The sequence below is a fragment of the Pantoea sp. X-Soil-ISGK-285 genome, assembly GCF_059730815.1.
Genome location: NZ_AP035938.1, coordinates 971,167 through 991,604, shown reverse-complemented (window position 1 = coordinate 991,604; position 20,438 = coordinate 971,167). Strand labels below are relative to the sequence as shown.

At 57.9% G+C, this 20,438-nt stretch carries 15 protein-coding genes; 5 read left to right on the top strand and 10 right to left on the bottom strand.

Features of this window, described 5'->3' with window-relative positions; all coding sequences use genetic code 11:
- The 4 genes from secD to queA all read right to left on the bottom strand — a co-directional run bounded on the left by secD (nt 1) and on the right by queA (nt 4,503).
- Nucleotides 1-1,848, bottom strand: a complete 1,848-nt coding sequence (gene secD, locus AC6I8B_RS04525; RefSeq protein ID WP_010255355.1) for a protein translocase subunit SecD — start codon at nt 1,846-1,848, stop codon at nt 1-3.
- Nucleotides 1,849-1,873: 25 nt separating this feature from the next.
- Nucleotides 1,874-2,206 carry a preprotein translocase subunit YajC gene (gene yajC / locus AC6I8B_RS04520; RefSeq protein WP_010255353.1) on the bottom strand — a complete coding sequence of 111 codons (333 nt, stop codon included), beginning with the start codon at nt 2,204-2,206 and terminating at the stop codon, nt 1,874-1,876.
- Nucleotides 2,206-3,354 (bottom strand): tRNA guanosine(34) transglycosylase Tgt, encoded by a 1,149-nt coding sequence (gene tgt, locus AC6I8B_RS04515; RefSeq protein ID WP_010255351.1) that lies wholly within the window; start codon nt 3,352-3,354, stop codon nt 2,206-2,208. The genes yajC and tgt overlap by 1 nt, the downstream gene beginning before the upstream one ends.
- A 78-nt stretch (nt 3,355-3,432) precedes the next feature.
- Nucleotides 3,433-4,503 (bottom strand): tRNA preQ1(34) S-adenosylmethionine ribosyltransferase-isomerase QueA, encoded by a 1,071-nt coding sequence (gene queA, locus AC6I8B_RS04510; RefSeq protein WP_157351635.1) that lies wholly within the window; start codon nt 4,501-4,503, stop codon nt 3,433-3,435.
- A gap of 103 nt (nt 4,504-4,606) precedes the next feature.
- Here queA and AC6I8B_RS04505 point away from each other — a divergent pair, with 103 nt between their 5' ends.
- The 3 genes from AC6I8B_RS04505 (at nt 4,607) to AC6I8B_RS04495 (ending at nt 7,464) form a co-directional block, all read left to right on the top strand.
- A complete protein-coding gene (locus AC6I8B_RS04505) occupies nt 4,607-5,188 on the top strand; it encodes an ACP phosphodiesterase (RefSeq protein WP_022626127.1) in 582 nt (193 codons plus the stop codon).
- Nucleotides 5,189-5,394: 206 nt separating this feature from the next.
- Nucleotides 5,395-6,207 (top strand): inositol monophosphatase family protein, encoded by an 813-nt coding sequence (locus AC6I8B_RS04500; RefSeq protein WP_157351633.1) that lies wholly within the window; start codon nt 5,395-5,397, stop codon nt 6,205-6,207.
- Nucleotides 6,208-7,464, top strand: coding sequence for a histidine-type phosphatase (locus tag AC6I8B_RS04495; protein WP_157351631.1), 1,257 nt, complete (start codon nt 6,208-6,210; stop codon nt 7,462-7,464). It begins immediately after the preceding gene.
- Nucleotides 7,465-7,977: 513 nt separating this feature from the next.
- On the opposite strand, the gene proY is transcribed toward AC6I8B_RS04495, so the two are convergent.
- The 6 genes from proY to phoB form a co-directional block, all read right to left on the bottom strand.
- Nucleotides 7,978-9,330 carry a proline-specific permease ProY gene (proY, locus tag AC6I8B_RS04490; RefSeq protein WP_031593969.1) on the bottom strand — a complete coding sequence of 451 codons (1,353 nt, stop codon included), beginning with the start codon at nt 9,328-9,330 and terminating at the stop codon, nt 7,978-7,980.
- A gap of 70 nt (nt 9,331-9,400) precedes the next feature.
- Nucleotides 9,401-10,720, bottom strand: a complete 1,320-nt coding sequence (brnQ, locus tag AC6I8B_RS04485; protein WP_157351629.1) for a branched-chain amino acid transporter carrier protein BrnQ — start codon at nt 10,718-10,720, stop codon at nt 9,401-9,403.
- 391 nt (nt 10,721-11,111) lie between these two features.
- Nucleotides 11,112-12,218: a cobalamin-independent methionine synthase II family protein gene (locus AC6I8B_RS04480; protein ID WP_157351627.1), complete on the bottom strand. Its 1,107-nt coding sequence runs from the start codon at nt 12,216-12,218 to the stop codon at nt 11,112-11,114.
- 165 nt (nt 12,219-12,383) lie between these two features.
- The gene (locus AC6I8B_RS04475; RefSeq protein WP_031293116.1) at nt 12,384-13,304 is read right to left on the bottom strand and encodes a PstS family phosphate ABC transporter substrate-binding protein; all 921 of its coding nucleotides are present in this window, start codon (nt 13,302-13,304) and stop codon (nt 12,384-12,386) included.
- A gap of 19 nt (nt 13,305-13,323) precedes the next feature.
- Nucleotides 13,324-14,637 (bottom strand): phosphate regulon sensor histidine kinase PhoR, encoded by a 1,314-nt coding sequence (phoR, locus tag AC6I8B_RS04470; protein ID WP_497817593.1) that lies wholly within the window; start codon nt 14,635-14,637, stop codon nt 13,324-13,326.
- 14 nt (nt 14,638-14,651) lie between these two features.
- Nucleotides 14,652-15,341, bottom strand: coding sequence for a phosphate response regulator transcription factor PhoB (gene phoB, locus AC6I8B_RS04465; RefSeq protein WP_003852491.1), 690 nt, complete (start codon nt 15,339-15,341; stop codon nt 14,652-14,654).
- Between the two features lie 197 nt (nt 15,342-15,538).
- Between phoB and sbcD the strand changes: the two genes are divergently transcribed.
- Both sbcD and AC6I8B_RS04455 read left to right on the top strand, forming a co-directional pair.
- On the top strand, nt 15,539-16,738 hold the full coding sequence (sbcD, locus tag AC6I8B_RS04460; RefSeq protein WP_157351625.1) for an exonuclease subunit SbcD: 1,200 nt from the start codon (nt 15,539-15,541) through the stop codon (nt 16,736-16,738).
- Nucleotides 16,735-20,409 (top strand): AAA family ATPase, encoded by a 3,675-nt coding sequence (locus AC6I8B_RS04455; RefSeq protein ID WP_157351623.1) that lies wholly within the window; start codon nt 16,735-16,737, stop codon nt 20,407-20,409. The genes sbcD and AC6I8B_RS04455 overlap by 4 nt, the downstream gene beginning before the upstream one ends.
- Nucleotides 20,410-20,438: the final 29 nt, after the last annotated feature.

The window sequence follows — 20,438 nt, the reverse complement described above, 5'->3', positions numbered from 1 at the left end:
TCAGATAGACAGCTTGTTGATGCGTTTGCCACCGTAAACCAGGTTAACAATGGCACGGGTACCGACAATCGCGGTGAACATTGAGGTTGCGATACCAATTGCGGTGGTAATAGCAAAGCCTTTGATCGAACCGGTGCCGACTGCATAAAGAATGATAACTTTGATCAGGGTGGTCACGTTCGCATCGACAATACTGGAGAAGGCGCCTTTATAGCCCTCATGAATTGCCTGCTGAACCGAGCGCCCGTTACGCAGCTCTTCTTTAATACGTTCGTTAATCAGCACGTTGGCATCCACCGCCACCGCCAGCGTTAACACGATACCGGCAATACCCGGCATGGTCAGGGTCGCGCCCGGCAACAGCGACATAATGCCGACAATCAGCACCAGGTTAACCAGCAGCGCGCTGGTAGCAATCAGACCAAACTTCTTGTAGAACACCACCATAAACAAGATCGACGCAAGCAGACCCCACAGGCAGGCTTCCAGACCCTGAGTAATGTTCTGCTGACCCATGGTCGGCCCGATAGTACGCTCTTCCACAATCTGGATGGGCGCAATCAACGCACCGGCACGCAGCAGCAGCGAGAGCTGACGCGCTTCGTTCGGGTTGTTGATACCGGTGATGCGGAAGCTGTTCCCCAGACGAGACTGGATGTTGGCGACGTTAATCACCTCTTCCTGTTTCACCAGAATTGAACGGCCGTTGGCATCTTTTTTACCACTGTCTTTGTACTCCACAAACAGGGTCGCCATCGGCTTGCCGATGTTGTCCTTGGTGAAGTTCGACATGATGTTACCGCCTGCGCCATCCAGTGAAATGTTCACCTGTGGCTGGTTGTACTCATCCATGCTGGAAGTCGAGTCGGTGATATGGTCACCGGTCAGGATCACCCGCTTGTAGAGCACCACCGGCTGGCCATCACGCATGTCTTTAACTTCAGAGTCACCCGGTACACGACCACTGGCCGCTACGGTTGGATCCACGCTGGTGTTTACCAGACGGAATTCCAGCGTCGCCGTTGCACCCAGAATCTCTTTAGCGCGTGCCGTATCCTGAATACCCGGCAACTCAACTACGATGCGATCGGAACCCTGACGCTGTACCAGCGGTTCGGCCACGCCCAGCTGGTTCACACGGTTACGCAGAATAGTAATGTTCTGCTGAACCGCATATTCACGCGCTTCGCTGAGACGAGCATCGCTCATGGTGGCACGCAGGGCATCGCTGCCGCTGCTGTTGATCACCAGATCCTGATGACGCGAGGTCAGCCAGGAGATCGCCGCATCGCGGCTGGCTGCGTCACGGAAACGAATTTCCACGCCGTAGTTCGCGATTTTGTTGACGGTGGTGTAAGGGATACTTTTGGTGCGCAGGTCGCTACGCAGCGAGTCAGCATTCTGCTCCTGCAGTTTGCCGAGTGCGGTGTCCATGTCCACTTCCATCAGGAAGTGCACACCACCACGCAGATCGAGACCGAGTTTCATCGGTTCTGCTGACAGCATCGACAGCCAGCGAGGCGTGGCTGGCGCGAGGTTCAGCGCAACAACGTAGTTTTCACCCAGCGCTTTCATGATCGCTTCACGGGCGCGTAACTGCACATCCGTATTATTGAAGCGCGCGGTAATCGCACCATTTTCCAGCGCAACAGATTTGCTCTGGATATTGTCTTGTTTTAATGCGGACTGAATTTGATCCAACGTCTGCTCACTGGCGGCGCTTCCGCGCGCACCAGTGATTTGAACGGCCGGATCCTCACCATACAGGTTGGGAAGCGCATAGAGCAGGCCGACGAGAATCACGACGACCAGCATCACGTACTTCCACAAAGGATAACGATTTAACACGGCAGTTCCCTTAGGGAAGAAAGAATTACAGCGCCTTGATAGTGCCTTTAGGCAGCACGGCGGCGACGAAATCACGTTTAATGACGACTTCATTGGTGTCATTCAGCGCGATAGCTACGTAGCCCGTGTCAGAGACTTTTGTTACGCGGCCTACAAGGCCACCGCTGGTCAGCACTTCATCACCCTTAGAGATAGAATCCATCAGCTTCTTGTGCTCTTTCGCACGTTTCTGCTGCGGACGCAGGATCATGAAATAGAAAATCAGACCAAACACCACCAGCATGATCACCAGAGAATACGGACTTCCCTGAGACGGTGCGCCTGCTGCGGCCACGGCGTCAGAAATGAAAAAGCTCATTAAATTTCCCTCATTGATGAATTATCAGACGTTAAAGGCGGAACTTCTTTGCCCGTCCGTTGGTAGAACTCGTTTACAAAGCGCTCTAATTTACCCTCTTCGATGGCCTGGCGTAAACCTGCCATCAGGCGCTGGTAATAGCGCAAATTGTGGATAGTGTTCAGACGCGCGCCCAGTATTTCGTTACAACGGTCGAGATGATACAAGTAGGCACGACTATAATTGCGACAGGTGTAACAATCACACTCCGCATCCAGTGGCGCAGTGTCATCTTTGTATCTGGCGTTGCGGATTTTCACCACACCCTCAGTCACAAACAGATGACCATTTCGGGCATTACGGGTCGGCATCACGCAGTCAAACATATCGACGCCGCGACGGACGCCCTCAACCAGATCTTCTGGCTTGCCGACACCCATCAGATAACGCGGTTTATCCTGCGGAAGCTGCGGACAGACGTGCTCAAGAATACGGTGCATGTCCTGCTTAGGCTCACCCACCGCCAGGCCGCCCACAGCGTACCCATCAAAGCCAATCTCTACCAGACCTTTCACCGAGACATCTCGTAAATCTTCGTAAACCGAGCCCTGAATAATGCCAAATAGCGCATTTTTATTGCCCAGGCTGTCAAAACGGTCACGACTGCGTTGCGCCCAGCGTAGCGACATCTCCATCGAGCGTTTGGCGTAGTCCCAGTCCGCCGGATAGGGCGTACATTCATCGAAAATCATCACGATGTCAGAACCGAGGTCATACTGAATCTCCATCGATTTTTCCGGATCGAGGAAGATCGGGTCGCCGTTGATCGGGTTACGGAAATGCACGCCCGCTTCGGTGATTTTACGGATGTCGCCCAGGCTGAAGACCTGGAAGCCGCCGGAGTCGGTCAGAATCGGCCCTTTCCACTGCATAAAGTCATGCAGATCGCCATGCAGTTTCATGATCTCCTGGCCCGGACGCAGCCAGAGGTGGAAGGTATTGCCCAGAATGATCTGCGCGCCGGTCTCCTGCACTTCTTCCGGCGTCATGCCTTTAACGGTGCCATAGGTGCCAACAGGCATAAACGCAGGGGTTTCCACCACACCGCGATCAAAAATCAGACGGCCACGGCGTGCGCGCCCGTCTGTGGTATCAAGTTCAAATTTCACAAAGCCTCCATCGGAGAAACAGTCCGATGCAGATAACCTTCAGTCGCTCTCAGTCGATTCCGGCTATCGGTTAATAAATCAGTCGCCCACTTTTTCCAGTGGCGCCTGCGGATTTTTGCTGATAAACATCGCGTCGCCATAACTGAAGAAACGATATTGCTCAGCCACGGCTGCGCGGTACGCGGCCATGGTGTGCTGATAACCGGCAAACGCCGAGACCAGCATAATCAGAGTCGATTCGGGCAGATGGAAGTTGGTGATCAGCGCATCGATCACCTGATACTCATAGCCCGGATAGATAAAAATCTGGGTATCGTCGAAGAACGGCGCAATCAGGGCATCCTGACTCGCTTTGGCGGCGCTCTCCAGCGAACGGACAGAGGTGGTGCCGACAGCGACCACCTTATTGCCGCGTGCTTTACAGGCCAGCACCGCATCAACAACCTCCTGCGGCACTTCGGCATATTCAGCATGCATGTGATGCTCTTCGATGGTGTCGACGCGCACTGGCTGGAAGGTTCCCGCACCGACATGCAGCGTCACAAACGCCATCTCAATGCCCTTCTCTTTCAGCGCCTGCAGCAGCGGTTCATCAAAATGCAGACCGGCGGTCGGTGCCGCAACGGCACCCGGTCGGGCACTGTAAACCGTCTGATAGAGCTCGCGATCCGCCTCTTCATCCGGACGGTCGATATAAGGCGGCAGAGGCATATGGCCGACGCTGTTGAGGATGTCGAGCACCGCGCGCTCATCATCAAACACAATCTCAAACAGCGCATCGTGACGCGCCACCATCGTCGCTTTGACGCTCTCGTTTTCGCCCAGCAGCAGTTCTGCTCCCGGCTTCGGCGCTTTCGAGGCGCGCACATGGGCCAGCACACGCTTGTCGTCAAGCATCCGCTCCACCAGCATCTCGATTTTGCCGCCACTGGCTTTGCGGCCAAAGACGCGCGCCGGAATCACACGGGTGTTGTTGAACACCAGCAGATCGCCCGGATTCAGCTTATCCAGCACGTCGGTGAACACACCGTGCGACAGCGTCCCGCTGGGACCATCGAGCGACAGCAGACGACAGCCGCTGCGCTGCGCCTGGGGATAGTGAGCAATCAGGGATTCGGGCAGTTCAAAAGCAAAATCGGCGACACGCATGAAAGAGTTCTTTCTCAGGCAAAAACAGGCGGCACAGTTTAGCGGAAAATCGACCAATTCTGAACAACTGGCTGCGCAAAGGCAGTTCAGCCTATAATGCGGCATGAACTTTCTTGCTCATCTCCATCTGGCTAAGCTGGCCGACAGCTCCTTACTCGGCAATTTAATGGCCGATTTTGTGCGTGGCAACCCGCACCAGCACTGGTCTGCGCCCGTCGCGGACGGCATTCTGATGCACCGTCGTCTCGATGTGATGACCGATGCGCTGCCGGAAGTGCGCAGCGCCCGTCAGCTATTCCGTGCCGAAACCTATCGCGTGGCACCCATTACGCTGGACGTCATCTGGGACCATTTTCTGGCCCGGCACTGGCAGCACTTCACGCCCGGCCAGACGCTGGTGCACTTTTCTGCCGCCGCCGAGCGCGAGATCATGCCGCAACTGGCAGACACCCCCATCGAGTTTCAGGAACTCAACGCGGTGATGTGGCGCGAGCGCTGGTTTGAGCATTATGCCCAGCCCGCGCGGCTGGAGCGGGTGCTGCACGGCATGGCCAGCCGCCGTCCACGCCTGGCAGCCCTGCGCGACTCCTACCACGATTTCACGCAACACTATGATCAGCTGGAAGCGCTGTTTTTTGTTTTTTATCCGCGTTTAATGGCGCTGGCGACCAGCAGAACCCTGTAAAACCCGATCCTCTGCTGCCGGGCTGGCGGACGCCAGCTTTCGCCCGCCGGGAAAGCGCCTCACCCGACCCCGCACCATCTTGCCATTGCTGCCTATCTGCGGCTTAATGAAGCCTTTCTTAACAATAGTTAAGTAAATATCACAGCCAGACCGCCTGTTCAGGCGTGCCTTCCGTTCGTTTTGACCAAAAGACATAAGAGGAAAAGATGTCATCCGCTTCGCATTCTGAAATTGACGCGCGTTACCGTTACGCCTGCGACATCGCCCGTGCGGCGGCCAGCCGGGCTTATTCGTGGTATCAGCAGCGTCAGACACTGGTGGTGGAACACAAAAGGGATTTGCAGGACGTGGTCAGCGAGGCTGATCGTAACGTTGAGGCATTGATTAAGACATTAATCGCTGAGCGCTTTCCTGACGATGCTGTCTATGGCGAAGAGAGCGGTGGTGAGGTTCAGGGCGCGCCCTTTATCTGGGTGGTCGATCCCATCGACGGCACCGCCTGCTTCGTCAACGGCCTGCCTAACTGGTGCGTCTCGCTGGCGGTGGTCTGTGACGGCGAACCGGTAATCGGCGTGGTCTGCGATCCCAATCATCAGGAGCTGTTTCACGCACGAGCAGGTCAGGGTGCGTGGGTTAATGAGAGCCGTTTGCAGGTTCATAGCGCGACGCATCTCAACGAGGGTTTGCTCGGCATCAGCAACTCCAGTCGCACCCCTGCCGAAAGCGTCTCGCGCCTGATTAGCGGCTTAACTGAACAGGGTGGCATGTTTATTCGCATCGGTTCTGCCGCGCTGACCAGCGCCTGGGCGGCCGCCGGGCGACTGATTGGCTACTATGAAGCGCATATGCATCCCTGGGATAGTCTGCCGGGCATCGTCCTGATGCGCGAAGCGGGCGGCGTCACTAATGATTATCTGCGCAACGAGGGGCTAAAAAACGGCAACCCGGTGTTGCTGGCCAATGCGACTCTTTATCCAAAAATCAAAGCGCTGACCGGTAATCGCGCGCTGGAGGAGTAAATGACGCTGCCAGGCCTGTACCGCTGCGCGCTGATCCTCTGTTCTCTCTGGCTGTTAAGTCCGGCGTCACAGGCGGCGGATTACCAGCTGGAGAAGGTGGTCGAACTGAGCCGTCACGGTGTCCGTCCGCCCACCCCCGGCAATCGCAAAGAGATTGAAGCCGCCAGCCAGCAACCCTGGACGCAGTGGACCACCGCCGATGGCGAGCTGACCGGTCATGGCTACAGCGCGGTGGTCAATAAAGGCCGCTGGGAAGGCGAGCACTATCGCCAGCTCGGCCTGCTGGGCGCGGGCTGTCCTGATGCGGCACAGGTCTACGTGCGCGCCAGTCCGCTGCAGCGCACCCGTGCCACGGCCGCAGCGCTGACTGACGGGGCCTTTCCCGGCTGCGGCGTGCCGGTGCATCACGTAGCGGGCGATGTCGATCCCCTGTTCCAGAGTGAAAAGCTGACGGTCACCCACACCGATCCTGCTCAGGAGCTGGCGGCTAAGCAGCAGAAAGCGGGCGATCTGGCGCGGCTGCAACAGCAGTTGCAACCCGCCATTCAGCAGCTGAAAGCCGCCGTCTGCCCGCCAGCTACTGACTGCCCCCTCTTTGATGCGCCCTGGTCGTTCCGGCAAACCCGTAACGGCAACACATACGTTTACGGGCTGAGTGTGATGGCAAGCATGGTGGAGACGCTGCGACTGGGCTACAGCGAAAACCTGCCGTTGGACCAGCTCGCCTGGGGACACATCACCTCGGCCGCGCAGATCACCACGCTGCTGCCGCTGCTGACCGCAAACTACGATCTCAGCAACGACGTGCTCTATCAGGCACAGCGCCGTGGCTCAATATTGCTCAACGCCCTGCTGGAGGCGATTGCTTCCGATAGCGCGCCGGGCCGCTGGCTGATTCTGGTGGCACATGACACCAATATTGCGATGGTGCGCACCCTGATGGGCTTTAGCTGGCAGTTGCCAGGCTATTCACGCGGCAACATTCCACCGGGCAGTAGTCTGGTGCTGGAGCGCTGGCGCGACACCCGCAGCGGCGAACGTTTTTTGCGGCTCTATTTCCAGGCGCAGAGTCTGGATGGGATTCGTCAGCTGCAACCGATTGATGATAAACATCCGTTATTACGTCAGGAGTGGCATCAGCCTGACTGCAGAATCACCGATGTCGGCCTGCTCTGCCCTTATCAATCCACGCTGACTCAGCTACGGAAAAAGCTGGATAACAGCGCTGTGCTGCCGGTTTCGGTTATATTGCCCTGAGTCTGTGGCTAATCAAATTCAGGCCGCAGCATCAACGCGGCCTGAATAATGTTAACCGCTGTTAATTAACGCCATTCCGACCTTTTCTTATTTAAATCGCCTGACTATCAGCGCCACTCGTTTTGTTTTACGATAGACCCGTCAATCATCCCTTTATTAACTATTTTCCTGTAATTCTTGAATATTTCGGCGACTGGTTTCGCCGTTTTTTATTTCTTACACGCCCCGCTACTGCTGCCCGCCAGCGCCTGTGTGACTGCACGCTCACTTCTCTGAATCTCCCTTATCGCCCCTGCCCGGTTATCACTATCGGCCACATTCACTGCCAATTAAAATACGCATTCATGGATATAAACCGGGACATAAACTTATTTCGCAGGAAGGCGTTTTGCTCCTGATAACAGGATTCCATATTGTGGATTGGGTCACATAAATAATCAGATGAGCAGGAATATAAAAGCGCGGGAAATAGCGTGTTCTGCTCCCCCACGAATGAGAGAGCAGAACAGGAGATTAGCGGGGTTTACGAACCAGCTTATAGCCCAGCAGCAGCACCACTATCCACACCATACCGACATAGAGGGAAATGCGGGTATCGGGGAAATAACCAATCAGACCGATAATAAAGCAGAGGAAGGCTACGCCGACACCAGCAGTCCAGCTGCCGCCTGGCAGCGCAAACTGCAGCTTACTGGCGGCCTCTTTACCAATTTTGCGACGGAACGCGATCTGCGACAGCAGAATCATGATCCAGACCCACACTGTTGCAAAGGTCGCCAGCGAGGCGATCACCAGGAAGACTTTTTCCGGCATCAGGTAGTTGAGATAAACCGCAATCAGCATGGCGAACATCATCACCACCACCGTCACCCACGGAATCCCGCGCGAAGAGACCTTCATAAAGACCTTCGGCGCATGTCCCTGCTGCGCCATCCCGTGCAGCATGCGGCCCACGCCAAACACATCGCTGTTAATCGCCGAGAGTGACGCGGTCAGCACCACAAAATTGAGGATAGAGGCAGCCGCCGCAATACCCAAATGCTGGAAGGTCAGCACAAACGGGCTGCCCGAAGTTCCTACCTGATTCCACGGGTAGATCGACATAATCACAAACAGCGTGCCGACGTAGAACACCAGAATGCGCCACGGCACCGAGTTGATGGCGCGCGGAATCGACTTCTCCGGATCTTTCGCTTCACCGGCGGTGATACCGATGATTTCGATGCCACCATAGGCAAACATCACCATCTGCAGCGACAGCAGCATACCGACTACGCCGTGAGCAAAGAAGCCGCCGTTAGTCCAGAGATTGTGGATGCCGGTCGGCTGGCCGCCGTTGCCGAGACCCCAGATGATCATGCCGAAACCGGCCAGAATCATCACGATAATGGTGGCGACTTTGAAGAAGGAGAACCAGAACTCCACTTCGCCGAACACCTTCACGCTCATCAGATTGACGGCACCGATGATCAGCACCACGCTCAGCACCCAAATCCAGTGCGGCACCTCAGGGAACCAGACGCCCATATAGATGCCGAACGCCGTGACATCCGCAATCGCCACGATCAGGATTTCAAAACAGTACGTCCAGCCGGTGATGTAGCCTGCCATCGGCCCAAGATAGTCCTGCGCGTAACGTGAGAAGGAGCTGGCCTGAGGATTGTTAACGGACATCTCACCCAGTGCGCGCATGATGATGTAAGCCACTGCCCCGCCGATGATATAGGCGAGCAGCACGCTCGGTCCGGCCATTTTTATCGCGTCAGCGGAACCGTAGAACAGCCCGGTGCCAATCGCCGATCCCAGCGCCATAAAGCGGATGTGGCGCGTGCTCAGTCCGCGTTTGAGCTTGTTGGTTTCTTGCATAACAACCTGTACCTGTGAAATGAAAAAACCACGGGCAGGCCCGTGGTTAAAGAAAAATCAGTGCTCTCTGCTACGAGTGAACGGTCACCTGTTCCGGCCCTTTCACCCGATCAATAACAGCGGCAATCAGCAGCATCACCAGCGACGGCGGCAACCAGGCGAGACCCTGATCGGCCAGCGGCAGATTCTGACTGAAAGCGGGCAGCAAATCTTTAAACCCGGTGGTTTTAATCGCATCAACAATACCGAACAGCAAGCTGATTAACATGGCTGGCGCGATAATCCGGCTGCTCTTATTCCACCAGTTGAGAGTGAAACTCAGCACCACCAGCACGATACAGGGCGGATAAATCGCCGTCAGTACCGGGATGGAGATCTGAATCAGGTGGCTCAGGCCGAGATTCGACACCACCATGGAGAACAGACCCAGAATAAACACCAGCGTTTTATACGATAACGGCAGGTATTGCGCAAAAAATTCCGCACAGGCACAGGTCAGGCCTACGGCGGTCACCATACAGGCGACGAAGATCAGCGCGGCAAGGAAGAAGCTGCCCATGTTGCCAAAGGTGTGCTGAACATACGCGTGCAGAATCGCTGCACCGTTAGCGTTTTGATCCACCAGCGCACCGCTGCCCGCGCCCAGCTTAAACAGGCAGAGGTAGACCAGCGTCAGGCCCAGACCGGCGATTAACCCCGCCAGCACGGTGTAACGGGTCAGCAACGCGGCATTATCGACGCCACGCGAACGGGCGGCGTTGACAATCACGATGCCAAATACCAGCGCGCCCAGCGTATCCATGGTCAGATAGCCATTGACGAAACCGCTGGAGAAGGCCGCACGCTGATAATCAGCGGTAGCCGGAACCGTGCCGCCAGCAGGCCACACCAGGGCAGCAACACCCAGCACGGTCAGCGCAATAATTTTTAATGGCGCAAGGAAGTGCCCTACCGTGTCGAGTAGCTTGCCGGGATAGAGCGATACGCCAATCACCAGCGTGAAGTAAATCAGGCTATAGATAAACAGCGGCAGCGCGCCATCACCGGTCAGCGGGGCAATACCCATCTCAAACGAGACCGTGGCCGTACGCGGTGTGGCAAACAGCGGCCCGACAGCCAGATAGCAAACGGTGGCCAGCACGATGCCAGCGACCTTGCCAATCGGGGTGCTGAGTGCATCCACGCCGCCGCCGACGCGGGCCAGCGCGATCACGGTCATCACGGGCAGACCGACTGCGGTAATCAGAAAACCAATCGCGGCAGTCCAGACGTGTTCGCCAGACTGAATACCGACCATAGGCGGGAAAATGATGTTGCCCGCGCCAACAAACAGGGCGAATGTCATAAAGCCCAGCGCGAGAATGTCCTTCGAAGTTAAACGATGTGTCATACGGCCTGTCACTGATGTTGCGGTGGAAGTTGGGTTAGTGTTGTCCCCTCGCTGCGTGTAAACCACGACCAGGCTGACAATGTCAGCGCATTATGCTCGTCGCAGGGTAAAGCGCAGGTGATTTAAGCTGCTTTTATTCTGTTCACAGAGGGATGGATCGACAACGGCGCTAAGTAAAACGTTTATAGCGGTGAAAGGCAATACGGGATCGGAAAACCAGAAGGTTATGCCGCCATTTTTTCAAAAGGCAGTGGATAGCGTTAATTTTTGCAGCAGGCACACAAGATGATGTGCCTAAATAATAGACAGAGCGTGAGAAATCCCCGCATAAACGGGTCTGAAGATACACAAAAGGCGCGTTTTACGCGCCTGTCTGCACAACGTTACAGCACTACCAGACCTGATTCGCGATATCGACCACTAAGCGAATCTTCTGCCACTGCTGCGCCTCGGTCAGGCTGTTGCCCTCTTCGGTTGAGGCAAAACCACACTGCGGACTGAGGCAGATCTGATCCAGACTGACATACTGCGCCGCCTCTTCCAGCCGGGTTTTCACCTGCGCCGGATCTTCCAGTTCACCCACTTTCGTGGTGATGAGGCCCAGCACCACCTGCTGATGACCTGGCTTAATGTAACGCAGTGGTTCAAAACCGCCGGAACGGGCGTTGTCATACTCCAGGAAGAAGGCATCCACGTTGACGCTGCCGAACAGGATTTCTGCGACCGGCCCATAGCCGCCTTCAGAGATCCAGGTTGAACGGAAGTTGCCGCGACAGACATGCAGACCCACGGTCAGATCGGCAGGTTTACCTTCCAGCGCTTTATTCAACACCTGAGCATAAGTCTGTGCCAGCTGGTCAGGATCGTCGCCACGCGCCCGGATATCGCGCTTCTGATCCTCAGAACAGAGGTAAGCCCAGACGGTATCATCCAGTTGCAGATAGCGGCAGCCCGCGTCATAAAACGCCTGAATAGCCGCTTTATAGGTCTGCGCCAGATCGTCGAAGTAGTCCGCCAGATCGGGATAGACTTCCGCGTCGATCACCTTGCGGCCACCACGGAAGTGCAGCACGCTGGGGCTGGGAATGGTCATCTTCGGCACCGCATCACCGGCAATACTCTGCAGGAAGCGGAAATGCGCCAGCATCGGATGATCCGCCGGGAAACCGAGTTTGCTCACCACTTTCACGCCATGCGCTTTGGTCTGCACGCCATTAAACTGAATGCCCTGCTCCGCTTCATAGCGCTCTACGCCATTCAGGCCATAGAAGAAGTCGAAGTGCCACCAGCCGCGACGAAACTCGCCATCAGTGACCACTTTCAGACCGTTTTCCTGCTGTTTCGCCACCACATCGCGAATCGCCTCATCTTCAACCTGGCGCAGGGCAGCCGCATCGATCTCTCCGGCTGCAAACTGTTCGCGCGCCTGCTTAATGGCGGCGGGACGCAGAAAGCTGCCAACGGTATCGGCACGGAACGGGGCGGTTTCTCTTTGCATGATCACTCCTGTCTCTCCTGCCGTTAATGACGGCAGGAAATAGTTGCATCCTCATATAAATAGCCATCTGGATGGCTACATGTCTGAACACAGAGTGGCATGGGCGGCTTTCTTCTGCAACTGAAGAAAATTCAGTGATGATGAAAAAAATTCACGTGTGGGAGATTAACGCAGCGCGGCGCGCGCCTGCGTCATCTGACTGTCAGAGAGCGGCAGATAGCCCGCTTCACTGACCCGCCGCTGTCCCTGCGCCGAAAGTACCTGCTGCAGAAACGCGGCCACCAGCGGCGGCAAAGGTTTGCCGGGCGCTTTATTCACATAGAGATAGAGCGGGCGCGCCCAGGGATAACGGCCACTGCGGATGGCATCGGCATCCGGGGTAATCGCCTGCCCCTGATCATTCATCACCGCCAGCATTTTTACGCCGCTGAGATGAAAGCCAAAACTGGCGTAGCCGATGCTGCGTGAATTACCGGCCACCGCCTGCACCACTGCGGCCGAGCCGGGAAACTCCGCCACGTCGCTGCGAAAATCACCTTTACACAGCGCCTGCTGCTTGAAGAAACCCCATGTGCCGGAGGCGGAGTTACGTCCATAGCGCTGAATCGGCCGTTTGCTCCACTGCGCGCCGGTTAAGCCGAGATCGCCCCAGCGCAGCGGCACGCTGTGTGCGCCACACAGACGGGTAATCGAGAAGATGGCATCGAGCTGACGCGGTTCTATCTGCTGCAGCGGATTGCGCTGATTCACCACTACCACCAGCGCATCCATAGCCACCGGAACCGCCAGCGGCGGATAACCGTAGCGCGCCTCAAAGGCCTGGCGTTCATCTGCCTGCATCGGGCGGCTCATCGGACCGAGTTGTGCTGCCCCTGCCGCCAGCGCGGTCGGCGCAGTAGAAGAGCCGGAGGCCTGAACCTGGACATTGACGCCCGGCGCCTGGCGACTGAAATCTTCGCCCCACAGCGTCATCAGATAACCCAGCGTATCCGATCCGACGCTGCTGAGATTGCCGGAGAGCGCGCCGGGCTGGGCCAGTGCCAGGCCCGGCAGCAGAGTAACGATCAACAAAAGAAGGATGCGCATCAGGGAGATCCGGCAGCAATTAATGAACGGCATTCTCCTGCATCACGCTGCTGACAATCAACCTCGCTGGCAGCGTAAAGGTAAAACAGGTCTCCTTGTGCGGCACGCTGGTGATATCGAGCCGGGCGTTATGGTGGCTCAGAGCATGTTTCACTATCGCCAGCCCCAGCCCGCTGCCGCCGGTCGCACGCGAACGCGCTTTATCGACCCGGTAGAAACGCTCGGTAAGACGCGGAATATGTTCTGAGGCGATGCCCGGCCCGTTATCGCACACCCGGAAGATAGCCCCCTGTTTGCCGCGCAGCCAGCTGATATCAATTCGCGTGCCATCCGGTGTGTGGTTTACCGCGTTGTAAACCAGATTGGAGATGGCGCTGCGCAGCTGTTCATCGTTGCCGAACACTTTCAGATGGGGATCGGTATGGAAATGGATGTCGTGACGGCCGCCACTCAGCGTTGCCGCCTCATGCTGCAGCAGTTTCAGCATCACCGGCACATCGACCTTCTCTTTCAGATCGATCGCGGGCGCGGCTTCAATGCGCGACAGCGTCAGCAGCTGTTTGACCAGGCTGTCCATGCGGCGCGTCTGCTCCGACATGGTGTGCAGCGCTTTGCTGCGCGAAGGCTCGCTCATCACCGAGTCGTTCATCATCTCCAGATAGCCCTGCAGCACCGTGAGCGGTGTGCGCAATTCATGGCTGACGTTGGCAAAGAAGTTGCGGCGCGCCCCTTCCAGCTGATGCATCTGCGTGACATCACGCGCCACCAGCAGCCACTGCCCTTCGCTGTAGGGCATGACGCGGAACTCCATATGAAGTTTGTTGTTCAGCACCAGCGTCAGCGGCTTGTCGAAATCGCGCTGGCGAAGATAGCGCGAGAACTCCGGATAACGGAGCAGATTGAGGATATTCTGGCCATTATCTTCCGGCCAGCGCAGACCCAGGTGCTGCTGCGCCAGGCCGTTACACCAGAAAATGGTGCCCTCTTCGGTGGTCAGGATCACCGCATCCGGCAGCGACTCGGCACCGCTGCGGAAACGCTTAATCAGATTGCCCAGTTCACGCCGTCGCCGCCGGTTGCGGAGCTGCATCTGGTAAAGACCATAAAACAGCGGTTCCCAGCTGGCACGCCCGGCCGGTGGCGTCATGGTGCGGTCGATCCACAGCCAGTGCGACAGCCGCATCAGATTGTGAAAATGCCACAACAGCACCGTCAGCACGCTCAGCAGCAGCCACCAGGGCAGACCGCCGAACAGCAGGCCCAGCAGCACTGCGGGCAGACAGACCAGCAGCAGTTCTGTCAGTAATCTCTTCCAGGAGAGGCGTTCCAGCACGGTTAAGGCTCCGTTTAGTAGCGGGCAGAGAAACGATACCCTGTTCCGCGAACGGTTTGTACCATGCGATCGTGGCCGGACACTTCCAGCGCTTTACGTAAACGGCGGATGTGAACATCGACAGTACGATCTTCCACATACACATTGGTGCCCCAGACGTGGTTCAGCAGCTGTTCGCGGCTGTAAACGCGTTCCGGGTGGGTCATAAAGAAGTGCAGCAGCTTATATTCGGTGGGACCCATCTCCAGCGGCGTGGTTTCGGACATCACGCGATGTGAGGAGGGATCCAGACTCAGCCCCTGCATCTCAATCACCTCTTCCACGGCCATCGGCGAAATACGGCGCATCACCGCTTTGATCCTCGCCATCAGCTCTTTAGGTGAAAAGGGTTTGGTAATGTAATCATCGGCACCCACTTCCAGGCCGCGCACCCGATCCTCCTCTTCGCCGCGCGCGGTGAGCATCATCACCGGGATATCGCGTGTCATCGCCTCGCGTTTCAGATGTTTGATAAACTGAATACCGCTGCCACCGGGTAACATCCAGTCCAGCAAAATCAGATCGGGCCAGGGTTCAATCAGCTTGCCAACGGCGCTGTCATAATCTTCCGCCTCGATTGGCTGATAGTCGTTCTGCTCCAGAACAAAACACAACATTTCACGGATGGGGGCTTCATCCTCCACAACCAAAATGCGCTTAGCCATTATTACTCCTGCTGATTATGACGGATGTCACTGAGATTCGCGGCGCCATTATGCGTCAGATTTGTGACACTTTTATGAAAAACATAACCTGCCTGTAACCTCACTGGTAATCATTTATGACAGCGCAGCGACAATTTTTTGCTTTGGCCGCAGAGCCAGTATAATCGCCGGGCGAATCACAACGGCAGGGACTCATCATGCGCATCATTCATACTGCGGACTGGCATCTGGGGCAGTTCTTCTACAACAAAAGTCGGGCAGCCGAACATCAGGCATTTCTCGACTGGCTGTTGATCCAGATTGAACAGCATCAGGTGGATGCGTTGATCATCGCAGGCGATCTGTTTGATACCGGTACACCGCCCAGCTACGCCCGCGAAATGTTCAACCGCTTTGTGGTGGCGCTGCAGCCCAGCGGCTGTCAGCTGATTGTGCTGGCGGGCAACCACGATTCCGTTGCCACGCTGAATGAGTCGCGTGAGCTGCTCGCCTGTCTCAATACCCGGGTGATCGCCACCCCGCAGGAGAAGGATGATGTGCTGCTGCTCAACACCCGCCAGGGCGAGCCGGGCGCGCTGCTGTGTGCGATTCCCTATCTGCGGCCGCGCGATATCCTGCGCAGCCGGGCGGGTCAGTCGGGACGCGACAAGCAGACCTCGCTGCTGGAAGCGATCGCCCACCACTATCAGCAGCGATTCACCGCCGCCCAGGCGCTGGGCCATGCACTGCCGATTATCGCCACCGGCCATCTCACCACCGTCGGCGTCAGCCAGAGCGATTCGGTGCGCGACATCTATATCGGGACGCTGGATGCCTTCCCGGCCAGCGTGTTTCCCGCGGCTGACTATATCGCACTGGGGCATATTCATCGCGCCCAGCGCGTCGCGGGCAGCGAGCATATCCGCTACAGCGGCTCACCGATTCCGCTGAGCTTTGACGAGCTGGGCACAGAAAAAAGCGTCTTCCTGCTGGAACTCACCACCAGCGGCCTGCAATCGGTCACGCCGCTGGTGGTGCCACAGGCGCAGCCGATGCAGGTGCTGAAAGGATCGCTGGCGCAGATTGCAGAACAGTTAAATGCCTTCAGCACGGCAGAGCAGGAGAAGCCGACCTGGCTCGACATCGAAGTCACCACCCAGGAGTACCTCAGCGATCTGCAGCGTCAGGTAGAAACCCTGACCGCCACGCTGCCGGTCGAAGTCCTGTTGCTCCGCCGCAGCCGTGAACAGCGACAACAGAGCCTGGCGCGGCTCGACAACGAAACCCTGAGTGAGCTGAAGGTGGAGGAGGTCTTTGCCCGCCGGCTGGCGCTGGATGAGGAGCTGCAACCAGAGCAAATCGCCGAGATGACCACCCTGTTCCGCCAGACGCTGGCCGCCATGGAAGAGACCCAATGAAGATCCTCACGCTACGGTTCAAAAACCTCAATGCCCTGCGCGGTGAATGGTTCATCGATTTTCGCGCCGAACCTTTCGCCAGCAACGGCCTGTTCGCCATTACCGGTGCCACCGGCGCCGGTAAAACCACCCTGCTGGACGCCATCTGCCTGGCGCTCTATCACCAGACTCCGCGCCTGGGCGCGATTTCACAGAGCCAGAATGCGCTGATGACCCGCGACTGTGCCGAATGTCTGGCCGAGGTGGAGTTTGAGATCAAAGGAGAAGCCTGGCGCGCCTTCTGGAGCCAGAACCGCGCGCGCGGCACTGCCGACGGCAAACTTCAGGCACCGCGCGTTGAGCTGGCACGCTGCGCCGACAACATCATTGTTGCCGATAAAGTCGGTGACAAGCTGAAGCTGATCGAAACCCTCTCCGGGCTCGATTTTGAAAGGTTTACCCGCTCGATGATGCTGTCACAGGGCCAGTTCGCCGCCTTTCTCAACGCCAAAGCCAGTGAGCGCGCGGAACTGCTTGAGGAGCTGACCGGCACCGAGATTTACGGTCTGATTTCCGCCGCCATCTACGAGCGCCACAAAGAGGCAAAAACCCAGCTGGATCTGCTGCGCAGCCAGGCGGGAGCGATGGCGCTGCTGGATAGCGACGCACGCGCCGCGCTGCAACAGCAGCTCACCGATCTGACCGATGCGGAACAGCAGCTCAGCGCGCACTATCAGCAGGCGCAGCAACAGCAGCAGTGGCAACAGCAGGCGCAGCAGTTACAGCAGGAAGATGCGCAGGCTGACGTCGCGCTGCAGCAGGCCCAGGCTGCATCCCAGGCGGCAGAGGCCGATCGTCAGCGTCTTGCACGCAGCGAACCGGCTGAAAAGCTGCGGGTAAAACTGCAGCAGCGCGATGCGTTACGCACCGAACAGCAGCAGGTCGTGAGCCGCTGTCAGCAACTCACGGCGGCGCAGCAGCAGGCGCAGAGCCAACAGCAGCAGCATCAACAGCACTACGCGACGACCCAAAGTGCCCGCCAGCAGGCGCTGCAGGAACAGCAGCAGCAGGAAAGTCTGCTGACAGAACAGGTGCTGCCGCTGGATCAGCGGATCAGCGCACTGCAGCAGCAGCTTGCGGAGCAGCAGCAGGAAAATGCCCGACAGCAGCAGCATGCTGATCAGACACAGGCCAGCCTGGCAGAGCAGAAGCGCCAGGTTGAGACATGGCAGCAGGCGATTGCCGAACAGCATCAGTTACGCCAGCAGCTTGCCGATCTCGCCCAATGGGGCGCTTCGCTGCCGGTGTGGCAGGAGAACTTTGCCCTGCTGGCGCAGCGTGAAGCGACCCTGGCCGGACTGGCGCAACAGCGCGAGCAGCAGCAGCGACAGATCGCTGCCCAGCAGGCGGAACAGCAGCAGCAGGCAGAACAGGCGCTCCCGCGCCAGCAGGCGGAGCAACAGGCCCGCCAGGCGCTCTCGCAGGCGGAGCAAGTACTAACTTCGCTACAGGAACAGCATCCGCCTGCCGCACTGCGTCAGGCATTAAGCCAGTTGCAGAACAGCCGTCCGGCGCGTCAGCAACTGCTGCTGCTTTCAACCCAGTGGCAGCCGCTGCACCAGCAGCTGGGCCAGCGCCAGCAGCGGCTTATCGCGCTCGCAAAAGCGCATCAGCAGAGTGAAGCGGAACTCCAGGCCCTGCGCGAAACGTGGAAACGCGAAAAACAGCAGCTGGATGATGTCGAAAAAATCTGCGCGCTGGAGCAGCAGATTGTCGATCTCAGCGATTACCGCGCCCGGCTCGCCGCCGATCAGCCCTGTCCGCTATGCGGCTCCTGCACGCATCCCGCCGTTGAGGCCTACAGCACGCTGGAAGTAAGTGCTAACCAGCAGCGCCGGGCTGCACTGCAGCAACAAACCGAGGCATTGCGCGAAGCGGGCACGACAAAAAGCGAACAGCTGAAACAGTCAGCCGTGCAGCAGCAGACCCTGCGCGATGAGATCGCGGAGATGCAGCAACAGCTCGATCGGCTTGAGCAGCAATGGCAGGCGCTGAGCGGTGAGCTGGCACTTACCTTCCCGCTCGCCGATCGGGATACCTTAACCGCGTGGGAGCAGCAGCAAAGCGAACGTGAAAGCCAGCTTGAGCAACAGCGACAGGCGCAGGAAGCCGCCGAACAGGCGCGTCAGGCCGCAAAGGATTACCATCTTCAGCAGTCACAGGCCTGGCAGCAGCATTTGCAGGCAGAACAGCTGGCGCAGCAGTCGCTGTCCAGCCTGCAACAGGCGCTGGATGCGCTGCAACAGCGTCAGCAGCAGGACCAGCAGGCCATGGCGCAATTGCAGAGTCGTCTGGAGCAGCAGTTCAGTGCACACAACCTTGCCCTGCCCGACGCCGCCCATCGCGATGCATGGCTGACAGAACAGCAGCGGCGCTGGGAGCGCTGGCAGGAAAGTGAGCGGTTGCTCGCTAACCTGCAACCGCAGCTGTTAAAGGGGGAAACCCAGCTCACTGCCCTGCAACAGCAGGCAGAACTGGAGCAGCAGCAGCTCACCACTCGTCAGCAGCAGCAAAACCAGCGCCAGACGCAGCTCAGCGAGATGCGCCGTGCCCGTCAGGCGCTGTTTGGCGACCGCGAGGTCACCCACGCCCGTCAGCAGATGCAGGCCCGCGTTCAGCAGGCTGATGAACAACTGGCACAGCAGCTCACGGCCCTGCAACAGGCGCAGGCCGAGGTCAGTCGCCTGCAGGGTGAGCTTTCGGGACTGGAAAATCAGCGGCAGACGCTCAATAGCAAACTGGCAGAGGCGGAAAGCGCGCTGCAGCAGGCACTGGAGAGCGCCGGATTCGCGGATGAAGCCAGCCTGCGCGCGGCGCTGCTGGATGAGCAGACCGCAGTGCAACTGCGTCAGCAGTTGCAGCAGCTCGATCAGCAATGCCAGCAGCAGCAGGCGCGACTGGCGGATCTGCGTCAGCGGCTCAGTCTCCATCAGCAGGCGAAACCCGCTGCGATGCCGGAATCCGCCGAGGCGCTGGCGCAACAGCTGGAGCAGTTACGGCTGGCACTGCGCGACAACGCCAGCCAGCAGGGTCAGATTCAGCAGCAGCTACAGAGCGATGCCAGCCTTCGTGTGCGCCAGCAGAGCCTGATGACACAGATTGAACAGGATGGTGTGACGCTGGCGCAGTGGAGCCTGCTCAACGATCTGATTGGCTCCGCCAGCGGCGATAAATTCCGGCGCTTCGCCCAGGGCTTAACGCTGGATCACCTGGTGGCCCTGGCTAACCGTCAGCTCGATCGGCTGCATGGCCGCTATCTGCTGCAGCGACGGGCGCAGGATCTGCTGGAGCTGGATGTGGTCGATACCTGGCAAGCCGATGCGGCGCGCGATACCCGCACGCTGTCGGGTGGTGAGAGCTTCCTGGTGAGTCTGGCGCTGGCGCTGGCGTTGTCGGATCTGGTCAGCCACAAAACGCGCATCGAATCGCTGTTTCTGGATGAGGGATTTGGCACGCTGGATGCGCAGACGCTGGACACCGCGCTGGATGCCCTGGACGCGCTTAATGCCAGCGGCAAAACCATTGGGGTCATCAGTCACGTGGAAGCGATGAAGGAGCGTATTCCGGTACAGATTAAAGTACGCAAGATGAATGGGCTGGGTTACAGCCAGCTGGAACTGCCGCAGGGATAACGGGCGCCGCAGCGCCCGTTTACGTGCAA

Excerpts from the sequence above, each read along its gene's own strand:
- yajC (WP_010255353.1), bottom strand. The coding sequence starts at position 2,206 with ATGAGCTTTTTCATTTCTGACGCCGTGGCCGCAGCAGGCGCACCGTCT.
- queA (WP_157351635.1), bottom strand. The coding sequence starts at position 4,503 with ATGCGTGTCGCCGATTTTGCTTTTGAACTGCCCGAATCCCTGATTGCT.
- AC6I8B_RS04505 (WP_022626127.1), top strand. The coding sequence starts at position 4,607 with ATGAACTTTCTTGCTCATCTCCATCTGGCTAAGCTGGCCGACAGCTCC.
- AC6I8B_RS04500 (WP_157351633.1), top strand. The coding sequence starts at position 5,395 with ATGTCATCCGCTTCGCATTCTGAAATTGACGCGCGTTACCGTTACGCC.
- AC6I8B_RS04495 (WP_157351631.1), top strand. The coding sequence starts at position 6,208 with ATGACGCTGCCAGGCCTGTACCGCTGCGCGCTGATCCTCTGTTCTCTC.
- proY (WP_031593969.1), bottom strand. The coding sequence starts at position 9,330 with ATGCAAGAAACCAACAAGCTCAAACGCGGACTGAGCACGCGCCACATC.
- brnQ (WP_157351629.1), bottom strand. The coding sequence starts at position 10,720 with ATGACACATCGTTTAACTTCGAAGGACATTCTCGCGCTGGGCTTTATG.
- AC6I8B_RS04480 (WP_157351627.1), bottom strand. The coding sequence starts at position 12,218 with ATGCAAAGAGAAACCGCCCCGTTCCGTGCCGATACCGTTGGCAGCTTT.
- AC6I8B_RS04475 (WP_031293116.1), bottom strand. The coding sequence starts at position 13,304 with ATGCGCATCCTTCTTTTGTTGATCGTTACTCTGCTGCCGGGCCTGGCA.
- phoB (WP_003852491.1), bottom strand. The coding sequence starts at position 15,341 with ATGGCTAAGCGCATTTTGGTTGTGGAGGATGAAGCCCCCATCCGTGAA.
- sbcD (WP_157351625.1), top strand. The coding sequence starts at position 15,539 with ATGCGCATCATTCATACTGCGGACTGGCATCTGGGGCAGTTCTTCTAC.
- AC6I8B_RS04455 (WP_157351623.1), top strand. The coding sequence starts at position 16,735 with ATGAAGATCCTCACGCTACGGTTCAAAAACCTCAATGCCCTGCGCGGT.